Source organism: Saccharothrix australiensis (genome assembly GCF_003634935.1).
Taxonomy (GTDB): domain Bacteria; phylum Actinomycetota; class Actinomycetes; order Mycobacteriales; family Pseudonocardiaceae; genus Actinosynnema; species Actinosynnema australiense.
This window is the reverse complement of the sequence record NZ_RBXO01000001.1, coordinates 2,144,541-2,159,215: the sequence shown is the minus strand read 5'-3', so window position 1 is coordinate 2,159,215 and position 14,675 is coordinate 2,144,541. Positions and strand designations below refer to the sequence as shown.

At 74.8% G+C, this 14,675-nt stretch carries 21 protein-coding genes; 13 read left to right on the top strand and 8 right to left on the bottom strand.

Features of this window, described 5'->3' with window-relative positions; all coding sequences use genetic code 11:
• Positions 1–13: 13 nt before the first annotated feature.
• Together C8E97_RS10250 and zapE are read right to left on the bottom strand one after the other, a co-directional pair.
• Positions 14–256 carry a DUF3040 domain-containing protein gene (locus tag C8E97_RS10250; protein ID WP_121003813.1) on the bottom strand — a complete coding sequence of 81 codons (243 nt, stop codon included), beginning with the start codon at positions 254–256 and terminating at the stop codon, positions 14–16.
• Between the two features lie 133 nt (positions 257–389).
• On the bottom strand, positions 390–1,388 hold the full coding sequence (gene zapE / locus C8E97_RS10245; protein WP_121003811.1) for a cell division protein ZapE: 999 nt from the start codon (positions 1,386–1,388) through the stop codon (positions 390–392).
• A gap of 39 nt (positions 1,389–1,427) precedes the next feature.
• Between zapE and C8E97_RS10240 the strand changes: the two genes are divergently transcribed.
• The 12 genes from C8E97_RS10240 (at position 1,428) to C8E97_RS10185 (ending at position 7,726) form a co-directional block, all read left to right on the top strand.
• A complete protein-coding gene (locus C8E97_RS10240) occupies positions 1,428–2,186 on the top strand; it encodes a pyrimidine reductase family protein (RefSeq protein ID WP_121003809.1) in 759 nt (252 codons plus the stop codon).
• A complete protein-coding gene (locus C8E97_RS10235) occupies positions 2,183–2,716 on the top strand; it encodes an RNA polymerase sigma factor (RefSeq protein ID WP_121003807.1) in 534 nt (177 codons plus the stop codon). The genes C8E97_RS10240 and C8E97_RS10235 overlap by 4 nt, the downstream gene beginning before the upstream one ends.
• Positions 2,713–3,240 (top strand): anti-sigma factor family protein, encoded by a 528-nt coding sequence (locus C8E97_RS10230; protein WP_147455043.1) that lies wholly within the window; start codon positions 2,713–2,715, stop codon positions 3,238–3,240. Before C8E97_RS10235 ends, C8E97_RS10230 begins: the two co-directional genes overlap by 4 nt.
• Before the next feature lie 111 nt (positions 3,241–3,351).
• The gene (locus tag C8E97_RS10225) at positions 3,352–3,804 is read left to right on the top strand and encodes an Asp23/Gls24 family envelope stress response protein (protein WP_121003803.1); all 453 of its coding nucleotides are present in this window, start codon (positions 3,352–3,354) and stop codon (positions 3,802–3,804) included.
• Complete coding sequence (locus tag C8E97_RS10220; RefSeq protein ID WP_121003801.1) at positions 3,804–4,061, top strand: hypothetical protein; 258 nt, start codon at positions 3,804–3,806, stop codon at positions 4,059–4,061. The genes C8E97_RS10225 and C8E97_RS10220 overlap by 1 nt, the downstream gene beginning before the upstream one ends.
• Positions 4,058–4,255: a hypothetical protein gene (locus tag C8E97_RS10215; RefSeq protein ID WP_211346958.1), complete on the top strand. Its 198-nt coding sequence runs from the start codon at positions 4,058–4,060 to the stop codon at positions 4,253–4,255. The genes C8E97_RS10220 and C8E97_RS10215 overlap by 4 nt, the downstream gene beginning before the upstream one ends.
• A gap of 61 nt (positions 4,256–4,316) precedes the next feature.
• Entirely contained in the window at positions 4,317–4,493 is a 177-nt protein-coding gene (locus tag C8E97_RS10210) for a hypothetical protein (protein WP_121003799.1), read from the top strand.
• Positions 4,490–4,858 carry an Asp23/Gls24 family envelope stress response protein gene (locus C8E97_RS10205; protein ID WP_121003797.1) on the top strand — a complete coding sequence of 123 codons (369 nt, stop codon included), beginning with the start codon at positions 4,490–4,492 and terminating at the stop codon, positions 4,856–4,858. Before C8E97_RS10210 ends, C8E97_RS10205 begins: the two co-directional genes overlap by 4 nt.
• A 4-nt stretch (positions 4,859–4,862) precedes the next feature.
• Positions 4,863–5,561 (top strand): DUF6286 domain-containing protein, encoded by a 699-nt coding sequence (locus C8E97_RS10200; RefSeq protein WP_246018786.1) that lies wholly within the window; start codon positions 4,863–4,865, stop codon positions 5,559–5,561.
• Positions 5,558–6,094: an alkaline shock response membrane anchor protein AmaP gene (locus tag C8E97_RS10195; RefSeq protein WP_121003795.1), complete on the top strand. Its 537-nt coding sequence runs from the start codon at positions 5,558–5,560 to the stop codon at positions 6,092–6,094. Before C8E97_RS10200 ends, C8E97_RS10195 begins: the two co-directional genes overlap by 4 nt.
• A gap of 18 nt (positions 6,095–6,112) precedes the next feature.
• The gene (locus tag C8E97_RS10190; protein ID WP_170211722.1) at positions 6,113–7,195 is read left to right on the top strand and encodes an ATP-dependent DNA ligase; all 1,083 of its coding nucleotides are present in this window, start codon (positions 6,113–6,115) and stop codon (positions 7,193–7,195) included.
• A gap of 81 nt (positions 7,196–7,276) precedes the next feature.
• Positions 7,277–7,726 carry a hypothetical protein gene (locus C8E97_RS10185; protein ID WP_147455042.1) on the top strand — a complete coding sequence of 150 codons (450 nt, stop codon included), beginning with the start codon at positions 7,277–7,279 and terminating at the stop codon, positions 7,724–7,726.
• 253 nt (positions 7,727–7,979) lie between these two features.
• Here the strand turns inward: C8E97_RS10185 and C8E97_RS10180 are convergent, their stop codons facing one another.
• Positions 7,980–8,873, bottom strand: coding sequence for an EamA family transporter (locus tag C8E97_RS10180; protein WP_246019350.1), 894 nt, complete (start codon positions 8,871–8,873; stop codon positions 7,980–7,982).
• A gap of 96 nt (positions 8,874–8,969) precedes the next feature.
• Here C8E97_RS10180 and C8E97_RS10175 point away from each other — a divergent pair, with 96 nt between their 5' ends.
• Positions 8,970–10,508: an alpha/beta hydrolase gene (locus C8E97_RS10175; RefSeq protein ID WP_121003791.1), complete on the top strand. Its 1,539-nt coding sequence runs from the start codon at positions 8,970–8,972 to the stop codon at positions 10,506–10,508.
• A gap of 418 nt (positions 10,509–10,926) precedes the next feature.
• Here C8E97_RS10175 and C8E97_RS10165 read toward each other — a convergent pair whose 3' ends face one another.
• The 5 genes from C8E97_RS10165 to C8E97_RS10145 all read right to left on the bottom strand — a co-directional run bounded on the left by C8E97_RS10165 (position 10,927) and on the right by C8E97_RS10145 (position 14,631).
• A complete protein-coding gene (locus C8E97_RS10165) occupies positions 10,927–11,631 on the bottom strand; it encodes a DUF6319 family protein (protein WP_121003787.1) in 705 nt (234 codons plus the stop codon).
• 44 nt (positions 11,632–11,675) lie between these two features.
• Positions 11,676–12,281 carry a DUF2238 domain-containing protein gene (locus tag C8E97_RS10160; RefSeq protein WP_121003785.1) on the bottom strand — a complete coding sequence of 202 codons (606 nt, stop codon included), beginning with the start codon at positions 12,279–12,281 and terminating at the stop codon, positions 11,676–11,678.
• 103 nt (positions 12,282–12,384) lie between these two features.
• Positions 12,385–12,594, bottom strand: a complete 210-nt coding sequence (locus tag C8E97_RS10155; protein WP_121003783.1) for a hypothetical protein — start codon at positions 12,592–12,594, stop codon at positions 12,385–12,387.
• 278 nt (positions 12,595–12,872) lie between these two features.
• Positions 12,873–13,865: a non-homologous end-joining DNA ligase gene (ligD, locus tag C8E97_RS10150; RefSeq protein WP_121003781.1), complete on the bottom strand. Its 993-nt coding sequence runs from the start codon at positions 13,863–13,865 to the stop codon at positions 12,873–12,875.
• A gap of 151 nt (positions 13,866–14,016) precedes the next feature.
• A complete protein-coding gene (locus tag C8E97_RS10145) occupies positions 14,017–14,631 on the bottom strand; it encodes a TetR/AcrR family transcriptional regulator (protein WP_121003779.1) in 615 nt (204 codons plus the stop codon).
• Positions 14,632–14,675 lie beyond the last annotated feature (44 nt).

The window sequence follows — 14,675 nt, the reverse complement described above, 5'->3', positions numbered from 1 at the left end:
CCGGGCGACGCCCCTACCGGATCGTGACGCCGCGCAACAGCACGGCGAGCGCGGCGCACCCGAACGAGGCCAGCGCCGGCCCGAGCGAGCCCAGGGTCAGCAGCAGCAGCCCGAGCGCGCCGAACGTCACGGCCAGCGCGTGGGACCGGACGGGGTGGCGGGGGCGACCGGCGACCAGCGCGTTGGCCAGTGCGGGCTCCTCCACGGCGAGCCTGTGCTCGATCTCGTTGAGCGTCCTGCGCTCCGCATCGCTCATCACGCGGCTGGGATACCCGGCCGAAACCCCCGAAAACCAGCGCGAACACCGCCCCGGCCGACACCGCGCGAGCACCCTCGAACGGGCTAACGCCGGGTGGGTGCGGCCCCTGCTCGGCCCGCCGTCCCGCGGCTCACCGGGAGAGGGCGACGAGGCGGGACACCGCGCGCAGGTACTTCTTCCGGTAGCCGCCGCGCAGCATCTCGGCGGTGAACAGCTCCGACAGCGCCTGCCCCGACACCGCCACCGGGATGTCGCGGTCGTACAGCCGGTCGCCCAGGGCCACCAGCCGCAGGGCCACCGCCTGGTCCGGCGCGGGCTCGACGCCGCGCAGGTGCACGGCCGTCACGCCGTCGAGCAGCCGCCCGTAGCGCGACGGGTGCAGCCGCGCCAGCCGGGCGCACAGGTCGGCGAAGTCGTCCAGGGTCGCGCCCGGCGTGCTCTCCGCCTTCGCGGTCAGCTCCTCGTCGGTCATCGGCTCCGGCGCGTCGGGCAGGCCCCGGTGCCGGTAGTCCGGCCCGTCCACCCGCACCACGGCGAACTTCGCCGACATGGACTGGATCTCGCGCAGGAAGTCGGCCGCCGCGAACCGGCCCTCGCCCAGCTTGTCCGGCAGCGTGTTCGAGGTCGCCGCGACCGCGACGCCCGCCGCCGTCAGCTCCTTGATCAGCCGGGTGACCAGCATCGTGTCGCCGGGGTCGTCGAGTTCGAACTCGTCGATGGCCAGCAGCCGGTGCCCGGACAGCCGGGTGACCGTCTCGGCGAAGCCCAGCGCGCCGACCAGGTTGGTCAGCTCCACGAACGTGCCGTAGGACTTGGGTCCGGGCACGGCGTGCCAGATCGACGCGAGCAGGTGCGTCTTGCCGACGCCGAACCCGCCGTCGAGGTAGAGCCCCGGCTTGTCGCGCTCGGTCTTCCGGAACAGCGAGCCGAACCAGCCCTTCGGGCCCTGCGCCACCTGCTCGGCGAACGACCGGCACGCCGCCACCGCCGCGGCCTGGCTCGGCTCGTCCGGGTTGGGCAGGTAGGTGTCGAACCGGACGGCGTCGAACCGGGGCGGCGGGACCATCGCCCCGACCAGTTCGTCCGCCTCGACGCGGGGGTCGCGGTCGGACAGGCGCGGGGCTGGCATGCCTGAAGGGTAACGGCGTGCTGGGATGGGCAGGTGCAGATGTTGTGGCCGACACCTTCCCCGGGCGCGGGGACCACCGGGATCACCGACGCCGAGCTGGAACGGCTCTACGACTACCCGCCGGGGCTCGACCGGCCCTGGGTGCAGGTCAACTTCGTGTCCAGCGTGGACGGCGCGGTCACCGTCGCGGGCAAGTCCGGCGGGCTGGGCAACCCGGCGGACAAGAAGGTGTTCGGCTTGGGCCGCGACCTCGCCGACGTGGTGCTGGTCGGCGCGCGGACCGCGTTGATCGAGGGCTACCAGGGGGTGAAGGCGGGCGAGGTGCGGCGGGAGCGCCGGGCTCGCCTGGGGCTCGCCGAGGTGCCGCCGATCGCCGTCGTGACCGCGCGGTGCTCGGTCGAGCCGACGTCGCCGCTGCTCACCGCCACCTCCGCGCGACCGATCATCCTCACCACGTCCTCCGCGCCCGCCGACCGCCGGGACGCGCTCGCCGACGCGGGCGCGGACGTCGTCGTGGCCGGCGAGGACGAGGTCGACCTGCGCGCGGCGCTCGCGGCGCTGGACGAGCGCGGCCTGCGCCGCGTCGACTGCGAGGGCGGGCCGACGCTGTTCGGCGCGCTCATCGCCGCCGACCTGGTGGACGTGCTGTGCGTGACGTTCGCGCCGCTGCTCACCGGCGGCGACGCGGGGCGCATCGCGACCGGGCCGCTGCCCGCCGCGCCGCGCGACCTGGAGCTGGCGTCGATCCTGCGCCACGAGAGCGCGCTGCTGCTGAGGTACGTCCGGGCGGGCACGTGACCGCTGCGGACCAGCACCTGCTCGACGCGGCCGTGCGCGGGAACACGGCGGCGTTCGACGAGCTGGTCCGCCGGCACACCGGGCGGATGTACCGGGTGGCGCTGCGCGTCGTGGGCGACCCGGTCGAGGCCGAGGACGTGGTGCAGGACGCGTGGATCTCGGCGTGGCGCGCGCTGCCCCGGTTCCGCGGCGACGCCGCGCCGTCCACCTGGCTGTACCGGGTGGTCACCAACGCCGCGCTGCTGCACCTGCGGCGCAGGAAGCCGACCGTGCCGCTGGAGTCCGCGCCGGAGCCGAGGTCGGACAACGGCCCCGAGGCGGCGGTGCTGCGCGGCGAGGCGGCGGACGTGGTGCTGCGTGCCATCGCCGGCCTGGAGCCGGGCCAACGGGTGCCGCTGGTGCTGCGCGAGCTGGAGGGGCTGAGCTACGAGGAGGTGGCCGAGGTGCTGGGCATCGGGGTACCGGCCTTGCGCGCGCGGCTGCACCGGGCGAGGGTTGCCCTCATGGCGAAGCTGAGGGAGCAGCGATGAGCCGGCTCCCCTGCGGGCGCTCGGTGGACGACCTGGTGGCCTACCTGGTCGACCGGGAGGAGGACCCGGACCTCGGCGCGCACGTGGCCGGCTGCCCGGACTGCGCGGCCGAGCTGGCGGAGCTGGAGGCCCGCTGGGCGGCGGTGCGGCAGGTGGCGGTGACGCCCGTGCCGACGCCGCCCGGCCTGGTGTCGCGGGTGCTGGCCGCGGTGCACGGCGTGCGGCCCCGGCCGGGTTCGCCGCCGGTCGAGTTCGACCAGGACGGCGGGCGCGTCAGCGTGTCCGAGCGCGCGGTGCTCGCGGTGTGCCGTCGGCTGGCCGTGGACCTCGCCACCCGCCTGGGCCTGCACGTGCGGGGCACAGCCGTGGCGGACGGCGGGCTCCAGGTGCTGGTCGCCGCCCGCTACCCCATGCCCGCCGTCGCGGTGTCGGAGGAGCTGCGGGCGCAACTGGCGCACGAGCTGCGCGCGCAACTGGGCGACGCCGCGCCGGTGGTCCACGTGCACCTCATCGACATCGGGTAGCCGCGCCACCACCCCTCCTTTGTGATGCGCGTCACATCACCGTGATGGTCCGAGCGCCGTCCGCATCCGAACCTGTGCAAGACGATCCGCCAGGCATTCGGAGGACCACTCATGGCGCAAACGACAGCGACCAAGCCGGACAGCGGCAACGTGCCCGCCCGCCTGGCCGACGACACGGCGCAGGGCAAGACCACCATCGCGTCGTCGGTCGTGCAGAAGGTCGCCGGCATCGCGGCCCGCGAGATCTCCGGCGTGCACGCGCTGGGCGGCGGCGTCTCGCGGGCGTTCGGCGCGCTGCGGGAACGCATCCCCGGCGCGGGCACCTCGGCGACCAGCGGCGTGAGCGTGGAGGTCGGCGAGAAGCAGGCGGCGATCGACCTGGACCTCGTGGTCGAGTACGGGGCGGGCATCGTCGACCTGGCCAGGGCGGTGCGCCGCAACGTGATCACGTCGGTGGAGCGCATCACCGGCCTGGAGGTCATCGAGGTCAACATCGCCGTCAACGACATCCACCTGCCCGAGGACGAGGAGGACCAGGAACCGGTCCAGTCCCGCGTCGAGTGATGGACCCGGCCGAACGGCTCGCGGCGGCCCTGCTGGCCCACCCGTCGGTGGTCCGCCTCGACGGCCGGTACGCGTCGTACCTGCCGGGGCGGCGGGTGGTGGGCGTGCGGACCGAGGACCGGCGCGTGGGCGTGTCGGTGGTGCTGCGCGCCGGTCGCCCGATCCCCGAGGTCGTGGCCGAGCTGCGCGCGGCGGTCGGCGCGGTGGCCGGCGACGTGCCGGTCGACGTGGTCGTGGCCGACCTGGAGGACCCGTGAGCCGCGACCGGAGGCCGGCCGGGTTCGCGTCGTTCGTCCGGGCCAACCACCCCGACGTGGGCGGCGACCCGGAGGAGTTCGCGCGCGGCCTGGCCGAGCTGCGCCGCCGCGCGCGACCGGTCGACCCGTCCGGGCGGGCGGACCGCGACCCGCGGTGGGACGCGCCCGTCGTGGTGGTGCGCCGCCCGTCCTAGCGGCGGTTGTTCCAGCGCCGGGTTCGGCGCGACCTGATCTAACAGCCTTAGGAGTGCAGGCATGAGCGGAACTCAGACCGGGTTGTTGGCGGGCCTCGTCCTGGGCCTGGCCGCCACCAGTGGCTTCACCGCGTTCCTGGTCACCCTCGCGGTCGGCGTGATCGGCCTGGTCGTCGGCCGGGTGCTGGACGGCGAGCTGGACCTCGGCGACCTCATCGGGCGGGGGCGGGACAAGTGACCCTCGCCGACGCCGCCCCGCGCGGCGCGGACGTCGCGCGCCCGGCCGGGGAGGACCGCGACGCGCGGGACCGCGGGCGGCTCGACGTTCACCCGTCCGTGGTGAAGAAGGTCGCCGCGCGGGCCGTCGACCGGGTGCCGGGCACGCTGCCCGGCGCGTCGGTCAAGGTCCGGGACCGCGGCGACGCGGACGTCGAGGTCGCCGTCACGGTCGGGCTGCGCTACCCCGCCCCGATCCGGGCGGCGGCGGCGGACGTGCGGCGGTCGGTCGCCGACGAGGTCGAGCGGATCACCGGGCGCCGGGTGCTGGACGTCGCCGTGACGGTGTCCGCGCTGCGGTCCGCCCTCCGACCACGAGTGGAGTGAAGCCGTGCGCGTGTTGCTGCGTCTGCTGTCGCCGTTCCTCGGGCTGGCCGTCGCGGGCGCCGGCGGACTGCTGGTGGCCGAGGTCGCCTGGCGCTGGGCCGGGCGCGGCCGCCTGCTCCCCTGGTGGCCGACCGGGCTGACCTGGACCGACGAGCGCGTGCGGACCGCCGCGCTGCTCACCGCCGTCGCCGGGTTGCTGCTGCTGGTCCTGGCGATGGCGGCGCGGCGGAAGGACGTCCGGCTGCACGCGCCCGCCGACGGCGTCGTCGTCACCACCACGCCGACGGCGCTGGCGCGGGTCGTCGGCCACCGGGTGCGGGCCGTGGAGGGCGTCAGCGGCGCGTCGGTCACCGCGTCCCGCCGCAGGGTGCGCGTCCGGGCCACCAGCAGGCGGCACGACGAGGCGGCGCTGCGCCCGCGCCTGCTGGACGCGGCCCGCGCGGTGGTGCGCGACCTGCCGATGCCGTCACCGCCCAAGGTGTCCGTCGTCGTCGACTCGCCCAAGGACCGCGAGCACCCCCGCGGTGAGCCGCGGCGGCGGTCCGGCCACTGGCCCCACGAGCGCGAACCCGTGGACCGCGAGTCGCAGAAGCGCGAGCACGCGGAGCACGACCCACACGAGGACGCGCCGCGCGCCGACGCGGGCAGCGAGCGCACGACGCCCGAGCGCGGGACGCGCAGTCGACCGGAGGAAAGCCGATGATCGCCCGGTCCTACCGCCTGGAACGCGTCTGCGCCGCGACGCTCGGCCTCGTCGCCCTGCTCGTCGGCGGCGGCGCGCTGGCCCTCCACCTCGCCCGCGTCGACCGCCCCGTCCTGGACCCGGACGTCCTCGACCGGCTGCGCGACCACCTCCTGGCGACCCGCCTCGCCGCGCTCCTCCTCGGCCTGCTGCTGGTCGTGGTCGGCCTGTGGTGGGCGTGGCGGGCCGTGACCCCCGAGAAGCACCCCGACCTGGACCTGGCCGACGGCGTGGTGGTCACGTCCGACGCGCTGGCCGACGCCGTGCGGGCCGACGCCGAGCAGGTGGACGGCGTGTCGTCGGCCGCCGTGAAGGTGATCGGCGAACCCGCGCTGCGCCTGAAGCTGACCCTGCGGCAGGGCGCGGACGTGCGGGCGGTGTGGCAGGAGCTGGACGGGGTGCTGGGCCGGGCCAGGGAGGCGCTGGGCGTGCGGGTGCTGCCCGCGGCCGTGCGGCTCGACCTGGCGGCACGTGACCGGCAACGCGTGCGCTGACCGGGTCCACCAGGCAGGATGGCGCGCGTGGTGCTTCCGCTGACCCCGCCCGTCCAGCCGATGCTGGCCACCGCGGTGGACGAGATCCCGACCGGCTCGCACTGGGTGTTCGAGCCCAAGTGGGACGGTTACCGCTGCCTGGTGTTCCGCGACGGCGACGACGTGGTCCTCCAGTCCCGCAGCGGCAAGCCGCTCAACCGGTACTTCCCGGAGGCGGTGGCCGCGCTGCTGCGCACCCTGCCGGAGCGGGTCGTGCTGGACGGCGAGCTGGTCGTCGCCAAGGACGACAAGCTCGACTTCGACGCCCTGTCCGAGCGCATCCACCCGGCCGCGAGCCGGGTGCGGCTGCTGGCCGAGCGGACGCCCGCGAGCTTCGTGGCGTTCGACCTGCTCGCGGTGGGCGACGAGGTGCTGCTGGACCAGCCGGGCACGCGCCGCCGGGCCCGGCTGGCGGAGCTGGTCACGCCCGGCGACTCGCTCTACCTGACCCCGGCCACGACGGACCGCGCGCTGGCGCTCCAGTGGTTCGAGCTGTTCGAGGGCGCGGGGCTGGACGGGGTGATCGGCAAGCCCGCGTCCGCCGGCTACGCGCCCGGCAAGCGCACCATGATCAAGGTCAAGCACGCGCGGACGGCCGAGTGCGTGGTGGCTGGCCTGCGCTGGCACAAGGACACCGAGCCCGGCACCGCCGTCGGCTCGCTGCTGCTCGGCCTGCACGACGACCGGGGCGTGCTGCACCACGTCGGCGTGGTCGGCTCGTTCAAGGCGGCCGAGCGGCGGGCGCTGGCGCGGGAGCTGGCCGACCTCGTCACCGAGGGCGACCACCCGTGGCTGGTGGAGCCGGACGGGCGGCGGCTGCCCGGTGAGATCAACCGGTGGCGCGGCAAGCACGCCGACTGGGTGCCGCTGCGCCCGGAACGCGTACTGGAGATCGCCTACGCGCAGACCGAGGGCGCGGCGCCCGCGCGGCTGCGGCACAACGGCCAGTTCCGCCGGTGGCGGCCGGACCGCGACCCGGCGTCGTGCGGCTACGACCAGCTCGACCAGCCCGCGCGCTACGACGTCGAATCGGTCCTGCGCGGCGAGGTGCGGCCGGCCTGACCGGCGTGATCGGGTGGTCCGGTCCTCGGGAAACCGCGAAACGCCGCGCGGCGACCGGCCGGCCGCGTACCGTGAGCGGCCGTGGCGGATGTGGACGCGCTGGTCGAGGAACTCGACGCCCGGATGCTCCAGGACTGCAAGCGGCTGACCATGTGGCGGCAGGTGCACCGCACCACGGGCGTGGGCTACACGATCGTGCTCATCCTGGTGCCCGCCGTGCTGGCGGTCGGCTTCACGTCCTCGGAGACGGCGCTGGGCAAGGTCCTCCTGCTCGCCGCCGCCGTGGTGGGCGGTCTGAACGTCACGTTCAAGCCGTACCTGCACAGCCAGAAGCGGCGGGCGGACGTCAACACCATGCGGCGGCTGCGGGACCAGTTCCGGGCCGAGGTGGCGAGGGGCGGGGACGTCATCGCGGTGTACGAGAAGTACTCGGCGCAGTACGCGACGATCTTCGAGGCACGCGGCCGTGAACTGGTAGACGGCCACCTGGGCACGGAAGACCCGAACGAAACCACACGCCCACCGGGGTAAGCGCCTGACCTACTCGTCACCACTCACACTCGTCCCACGAGGCCGCGTCGGCGCAACACACCCCGCACCGCCCACACTCGTCCCGCGAGGCCGCGTCGGCGCAACACACCCCGCACCGCCCACGCTCCGTCCCGCGAGGCCGCGTCGGTGGTTCACGGCGCGTGTTCCGCCGATCACGCTTTTCGATCGGCGGAACACGCCCCGTGAGCCGCCGACCCCCAGGCGGCCGAGCCGCCCGACGGAGTCGGGCAAATCAAACACCGCGTGTTGCGCCTACTGAGGCCAGGACCACGCAGCACACCGCGACCCACTGCGCCGGGCGCAGTGCCTCGTGCAGCACCACCAGGCCGGCGAGGGCCGCGACCGCCGGCTCCAGGCTCATCAGGATGCCGAACACCCGCGGCGGGATGCGGCGCAGCGCCTCCAGCTCCAGCGAGTACGGGACGACCGACGACAGCAGCGCCACCGCGGCGCCGGCGATCAGCACCACCGGGTCGAGCAGCGCCGCGCCCGCGTCGGCGATCCCGAACGGCAGCGCGAGCGCCGAGCCGAACACCATCGCCAGCGCGAGGCCCTTGCCGTCGGACGTGCGGCTGCCCAGCGCGGCGGCCAGCAGGATGTAGCCGGCCCAGCACGCGGCGGCGGCCAGCGCGAACAGCACGCCGGTCAGCTCCAGCCCGCCGTCGGCCCTGGTGAGCAGCAGCACGCCGGCCGCGGCGAGCAGCGCCCACAGGCCGTCGAGCCACCGCCTCGACCCCAGCACGGCCACCGCGAGCGGGCCGAGGAACTCGATGGTGACCGCCGCGCCCAGCGGGATGCGCTCGATGGCCTGGTAGAAGGTGAGGTTCATGGCCCCGAGCACCACGCCGTAGCCGGCGACGACCAGCAGCGTGCGCCGGTCCACGCGGAACGACGGCCGCCACACGACCAGCAGCACCGCGGCCGCGAGCACCAGCCGCAGCGTCACCGTGCCCGCCGGGCCCGCGAGCGTGAACAGCTGCTTGGCCACCGCCGCGCCGACCTGGACGCTGACCACCCCGAGCAGCACGAGCGCGGGCGGCGGGATCGCGCCGAACGCCCGCGCCGCGGCGGCGAACGGCCCGGAAGCGGGCAGCCGCCGCTCGGGACTGCCCTCGACGTGCACCATGACCACGTCGACCATCTTCCACCAGCCGCTCACCGAAGTCTCACCTGCGCTGTGTGAGGCTTTGCACGAGCCATCGGGAAGAGAGTGAGGACAACCGTGCCGCGTCGGCGTCTCGCCGCCCTGTTGCTGGTGGCACTGAGCGCGCTGACGGCGTGCAGCGCGGGGCCGTCGACCCGCCCGGTGATCGCCGTGCGCGGCGAGGGCGGGCAGACGCCGACCGCGCCGCCGACCGGCGCCCGCGAGGTGCCGCCGCTGGAGAACTACCGGACGACCACGACGTGGTCGCCGTGCACCGAGCAGACCAGGGCGCGAATGGGTTCGACCGCGCCCGCGGGCGACCACTCCTACGAGTGCGCCCGGCTGACCGTGACGCTCGACGCGCCCAGCCGCCCCGGCCGGGGCAACCTCGGCATGGCCCTGCTGCGGGTGGGCACCGGCGGCAGCGCGCTGGTCGTGGTGGGCGACCCGGACGGCGAGCCGGGCACGCTCAGGGCCGCGCGCCTCGCGGCGTCCCTCCCGCCCGCCGTGCTGAGCACCTTCACGCTGATCGGCGTGGACCGGCGCGGCACCGGCAAGTCCGACGGCGTGGAGTGCGTGCCCGAGGTGGCGCGGGCGGGCATCGTGGAGTCCGATCCGGACGCCACCTCGCAGGACCGGCTGCTGGAGTCGATCGGCCGCGCCAGCCAGGAGTGCGTGCTGGAGCTGGAGAACCGGCTGACCGCCGTCGACTCGTGGCGCGCGGCGGCCGACCTGGAGCAGCTGCGCCTCGCCCTGGGCGTCAACCACCTCAACGCGATCGGGATCGGCGACGGCTCGAAGGTCCTCACCCTCTACGCGAGCCGCTACCCGGACCACGTGGGACGGATGGTGTTCGACGGCGCGCCGGACCCGGCGCTGGACGTGCCGGGCGCGGCCGAGGCGCGGGCGGTCGCGGCGGAGGCGACGTTCGCCGCGTTCGAGAAGGACTGCGTGCTCCGGTCGTGCGCGCTGGGCGCGGACGCCGCCAAGCGCTTCACGGCGCTGCTGACGGCCCTGCGCGCCAAGCCGCTGCGCGGCCCGGACCTGGACCTGACCCCCGGCACGGCCACGAGCGCCGCGCTGGCCGCCCTGGCGGACCGCTCCCGCTGGCCCGCGCTGGCCGACGCGATCGTGGCGGCCGAGAACGGCGACGCCGCGCCGCTGACGGCCTTCGTGCTGCCCCAGGTCGTGGACGAGCACGACGACCCGCCGCGGCTCGACCCCGGCATCGTCACCGGGTGCAACGACACGACCACCCGGATCCCACCCGAACTGGTGGCCGGGCTGACGGAGGACTGGCGCGCCAAGCACCCGCTGTTCGGCGCCTGGCACGCGCGGCGGCTGCTGCTGTGCGGGCCGTTCCCCGTGCCGCAGCCCGAGCGGGCGCCGAAGCTGACCAGCGCGCCACCGGTGCTGGTGCTCACCACCGCCACCGACCCGGTGACCCCGCAGGGCGGCAGCGAGCGCGCGGCGCAGGCCCTGCCGGCCGGTGTCGTCGTGGGGTGGCAGGGCGGCGGGCACGGCGCGCTGGGCCAGTCCGCGTGCGCGTCACAAGCGGCGGAGGAATTCCTCGTCAACGCGCGGGTGCCCACCAACGGCACGGTTTGCCCGCCCTGAGCGCATTCTTTTCCGATAAATGCACCGGGCCACCCGCCGGCGACCGGACAAGACATGTTCTCGGTTTTCGGATTCACCGGTGAAATGATCGACACGGGTGTCCGACCGCACGCGGACGACGGCCCCCGGACGCCGGTGCGTCCGGGGGCCGTCGCCGGTCGTGCGCGGAGTCAGCAGCTCGAGCAGCAGCCGCAGCCGGGGCCGGTGCAGCCACCGCAACAGCCGCAGGTGCCGCCGAGTTGGGCCTGTTCCGTCGTCGTGATCTCAACCGCCATCATGGCCTCCGATGATTGCGCGGACATCCAGCACTGGCACGGTAGGACGGCCCCCACAATGCGCCCTACCGCCGGCCAGGGGAAGTGCTGTCACCCGATCGCGGAACATTAATCAGCGGAATGTCGCACTCCGTGCCCGCAATTCAGCCGGTCAGCTCATCCAATGCGCGCTGCGCTTCGGCCAACTCCGCCCGGAGTTGCTCGACGCGAGCGAGGTGGCGTTCCCGAGCGGCGCTCAGCACCGCCTCCACCGCCTCGTCCACCTCCGGCGGGAGGAGCTTGGCGGCCTGCGCCACCGCGGACGCGGCGATCGGCGCGGATTTCAGCACCCGCTTGGCGCCGGTCTGGAGGTCGACCGTCCACTCGCCCTCGGCCGTCGACGTCAGCGTCACGGTGACCTCGGCGGCGGCGCCCTTCTTCCGGGCGGCCGGTCGGGCGGCGGGCTCCGGTCGGGCGGCGGGCTTCGGCGCGGGCGGCTTGGCGGGCGCGAGGGGCTTCGCCGGCGCGAGGGGCTTGGCGGGCTTCGGCTCCGGGGTGTAGATGTGCTCCACCGGGGCGGGCTCGGCCTTCGCCGGCGGCGGTGGCGGGGTGCGCTTGCGCGGCGCGGGCTTCTCCAGCGTCAGCTCCGCGGGCGAGAACGACAGCTCGTCCCGCGAGCCCGTCGGCCGCACCTGGATGAAGTCGCCCTCCTGCGGCTCGGTGAGCGCCAGCACCTTCGCCGAGCGGCCCTCCTCCACGCCGACGGCGGCGGCGGTGAACCAGACGGCGGGCGGGCGGCCCGCGTCCAGCTCCGCCCGCAGGTGGTCCAGGTCCTCCGGGGACAAGGAGTTCTGCTTCGCCTTCGCCATCGGGCACCTCCGCTGCGATCAAGATCCGTCGCGTGCAGCTTGCCCTACGGCACCGACAATTCCGCGAGCCGCCGGTCGTGCGCGCGAGCGAGCACCCACTGTGCGACCAGCGCGCCCGCGAGCGCAAGCAGCATGTCCCAGTGGCTGTCCCACACATCCCCTTGCGTGCCAAGGAAGTCCTGCGCCGACTCGCCGCCGAGCACCGCGCCCAGCCACTCCAGCAGCTCGTAGCACGCGCTGATCGCGAGGCACACGGCCGACACGAGGGTGAACGTCCACCCGCCCGGCCGGAGCGGGGTGCGGCGCAACAGCACCTCCCGCACGACGATCGCGGGCACGAAACCCTGGACGAAGTGCGCGAACCGGTCGTAGTGGTTGCGCTCCGACCACGGCAGCTCGCCCAGCGGCACCTCCGCGTAGGTGTAGTGCGCGCCCAGCGCGAGCACCAGCGCGTGCCCGAAGATCAGCCAGTACGCCGGCGCGGTCAGCGGGAACCGCCGGTGGGTCAGCACCAGGACCGGCAGCGCGAGGAGGATCGGCGCGACCTCCAGCGCCCACGTGAGCCAACTCCTGGGGCGGATGGCGGACACGGCCACCGCCACGACGGCGAGCGTGCCGAGCACGGCGGGCAGGCGGGTGGCGCGGTCCATCGGACGATCCTGCACCCGACGGGCGTCCGGCGTACAGCGGCACGGGGTCGCCGCCGCCCACGGGCAGCCACCCGTCCACTGTGGACCGTCGTGCGACGCCGGGCTACGGCCGGGGCTCGTCCTCGACGCGCAACCGGTACTCGCAGCCGTACTCGACGGCGTACTGGAGGTCGTAGTGGTGCACGATCTTGGGCCCGGCGTGCAGGTGGACGTGCGTCACCGTCGGCTTGGGCGCGGCGTCCGGCCGGGTGACCGAGTCGACGCGGCCGTCGAGGGGTCCGCCGACGAACCGCACCACGTACGCGCTCGTCATCACTGGCCTCCCTCTGCTCGGCGTCGTCGTTCATGGTACGAGAGGTGCAGTCGGATCGCGGCTGAACTGCGGCGACATCTAGCCGGTTGGACTAAACCGGCGGCCTGCCGGTTCGTCCCAGGTGGCCGCTGGAGCGGGAATTTCACGCGAATGTCCGAATGCGCGCACCCTCCGGCGCGCAGGCCGTGCCCGGAACCCGGCAGAGGACTCACAGCGCGCCCACCCACGGTCGCGCCGACCGCTCGTCGCCGACGTGGGGCGGATCGCCGGCGCGGTCCCTAATCGCGCTTGCGCGACGGCTGCACGCGCGGCGGCTCGCCGGGCATCTTCGGGTAGTCCGGCGGGTACGGCAGGTCGCCGCGCTCGTCGGCCGCGTACCACTCCAGCAGCGTCTCCAGGCCGAACGCCGCCGAGTCCAGGCCGGCGTGCGGGTCACCGTGCTCGGCCAGGTAACCCGGCACGGTGAGCACGTCGAAGTCGTCCGGGTCCACTGTGGACAGCGCTTCCCACGTGACCGGGGTCGAGACGGTCGCGCGCGGGGTGCCCCGGACCGACCACGCCGACGCGATGGTGCGGTCGCGGGCGGCCTGGTTGTAGTCCAGGAAGACGCGCTCGCCGCGCTCCTCCTTCCACCACGACGTGGTGGCGAGGTCGGGCAGGCGGCGTTCCACCTCGCGGGCCAGCGCGATCACCGCGTGCCGCACGTCGACGAAGTCCCACTCCGGCCGGATGCGCACGGCGACGTGGACGCCCCGCCCGCCGGACGTCTTCGGGTAGCCGGTCATGCCCAGTTCCGCCAGCACCTCGCGCAGCACCAGCGCCACCCGCACGGCGTCGGCGAAGTCCGTGCCGGGCTGCGGGTCGAGGTCCACGCGCAGCTCGTCCGGGTGGTCGGTGTCCGCGCGGCGGACCGGCCACGGGTGGAAGTCGAACGTGCCGAGGTTCGCCGCCCACGCCAGGACGGCCGGCTCGGTCGGGCACACCTCGTCGGCCGGGCGGCCGGACGGGAACCTGATGCGGGCCGTCTCCACCCACTCGGGCGCGCCCTTGGGCAGCCGCTTCTGGTAGAACGCCTCGCCCGTGACGCCGTCGACGTACCGCTTGAGCGTCGTCGGGCGGTCGCGCAGGACGTTCAGCAGGGGTTCCGCGACGGCGACGTAGTACTCCACGACCTGCCGCTTGGTGATGCCGCGGTCCGGGAAGTACAGCTTGTCCGGGTTGGACACCCGCACCACGCGGTCGCCGACGGTCAGTTCGAGAGCCTGTGCCACGCGCCGAGCCTAGCCCGCCGACGCCGACCGGACCCGGCAAACCGGCCGTGCCCGCCACCCGACCCGCGCGGCGACCGAAGCGCGCACCGAAGCGCGCACCGAGGCGCACACCGCCCGACCCGCGCGGCACCCGACTCCCGCAGCGACCGCCTCAGCCCCGCGCCCGCTGCCCCAGGCCGGTCACGAAGGCGTCCAGCGCCAGCTCGAAGCTGTCGTGGTCCAGCTCGGCCGCCACGGACGGCAGCAGGTGCGCCTTGTCGAGGTTCGGGTAGCGGTCCCCGTACCGCGCCCGGTCCGCGGAGAAGCCGCGCGAGAACGAGCTGAGCGCCGCGCCGAGCACCAGGTACACCAGCGACGCCGCGATCATCGTCGCCTCCCGGCGCGTCCAGCCGGCGGCGACCAGCGCACCGTGCACGACGTCCAGCCGGCGCAGCGACGCCTCCCGGTGGGCCGGCCCGTAGGCCAGGAACGGCACGATGTTCGGGTGCGCGGCCAGCGCCGCCCGGTACGAGCGGGCGCACGTGACCAGGCCGTGCCGCCAGTCGCCGCCGGCGAAGCCGCCGACGTCGACCTCCTCCAGGATCGCGCCGGCCACCTCGTGCAGCAGGTCGTCCTTGGTCGCCACGTGCCCGTACAGCGAGGCGGCCCGCACGCCCAGCTCGGCGGCCAGCTTCCGCATCGACAGGCCGGCCAGCCCGTCCCGGTCGATGATGTGCAGTGCGGCGGCCCGGATCCGCGAGGCGTCCAGGACCGGGTTCCTCGGCATGGCGGCTCCTCTTGCCCCCGGTTCGACCCCGCGCCTACGTTGGG

What these genes read in the sequence shown, in the direction of transcription:
- C8E97_RS10250 (WP_121003813.1), bottom strand. Translation starts at nt 256, where the DNA reads ATGAGCGATGCGGAGCGCAGGACGCTCAACGAGATCGAGCACAGGCTC.
- zapE (WP_121003811.1), bottom strand. Translation starts at nt 1,388, where the DNA reads ATGCCAGCCCCGCGCCTGTCCGACCGCGACCCCCGCGTCGAGGCGGAC.
- C8E97_RS10240 (WP_121003809.1), top strand. Translation starts at nt 1,428, where the DNA reads ATGTTGTGGCCGACACCTTCCCCGGGCGCGGGGACCACCGGGATCACC.
- C8E97_RS10230 (WP_147455043.1), top strand. Translation starts at nt 2,713, where the DNA reads ATGAGCCGGCTCCCCTGCGGGCGCTCGGTGGACGACCTGGTGGCCTAC.
- C8E97_RS10225 (WP_121003803.1), top strand. Translation starts at nt 3,352, where the DNA reads ATGGCGCAAACGACAGCGACCAAGCCGGACAGCGGCAACGTGCCCGCC.
- C8E97_RS10220 (WP_121003801.1), top strand. Translation starts at nt 3,804, where the DNA reads ATGGACCCGGCCGAACGGCTCGCGGCGGCCCTGCTGGCCCACCCGTCG.
- C8E97_RS10210 (WP_121003799.1), top strand. Translation starts at nt 4,317, where the DNA reads ATGAGCGGAACTCAGACCGGGTTGTTGGCGGGCCTCGTCCTGGGCCTG.
- C8E97_RS10195 (WP_121003795.1), top strand. Translation starts at nt 5,558, where the DNA reads ATGATCGCCCGGTCCTACCGCCTGGAACGCGTCTGCGCCGCGACGCTC.
- C8E97_RS10190 (WP_170211722.1), top strand. Translation starts at nt 6,113, where the DNA reads ATGGCGCGCGTGGTGCTTCCGCTGACCCCGCCCGTCCAGCCGATGCTG.
- C8E97_RS10180 (WP_246019350.1), bottom strand. Translation starts at nt 8,873, where the DNA reads ATGGTGCACGTCGAGGGCAGTCCCGAGCGGCGGCTGCCCGCTTCCGGG.
- C8E97_RS10165 (WP_121003787.1), bottom strand. Translation starts at nt 11,631, where the DNA reads ATGGCGAAGGCGAAGCAGAACTCCTTGTCCCCGGAGGACCTGGACCAC.
- C8E97_RS10160 (WP_121003785.1), bottom strand. Translation starts at nt 12,281, where the DNA reads ATGGACCGCGCCACCCGCCTGCCCGCCGTGCTCGGCACGCTCGCCGTC.
- C8E97_RS10155 (WP_121003783.1), bottom strand. Translation starts at nt 12,594, where the DNA reads ATGACGAGCGCGTACGTGGTGCGGTTCGTCGGCGGACCCCTCGACGGC.
- C8E97_RS10145 (WP_121003779.1), bottom strand. Translation starts at nt 14,631, where the DNA reads ATGCCGAGGAACCCGGTCCTGGACGCCTCGCGGATCCGGGCCGCCGCA.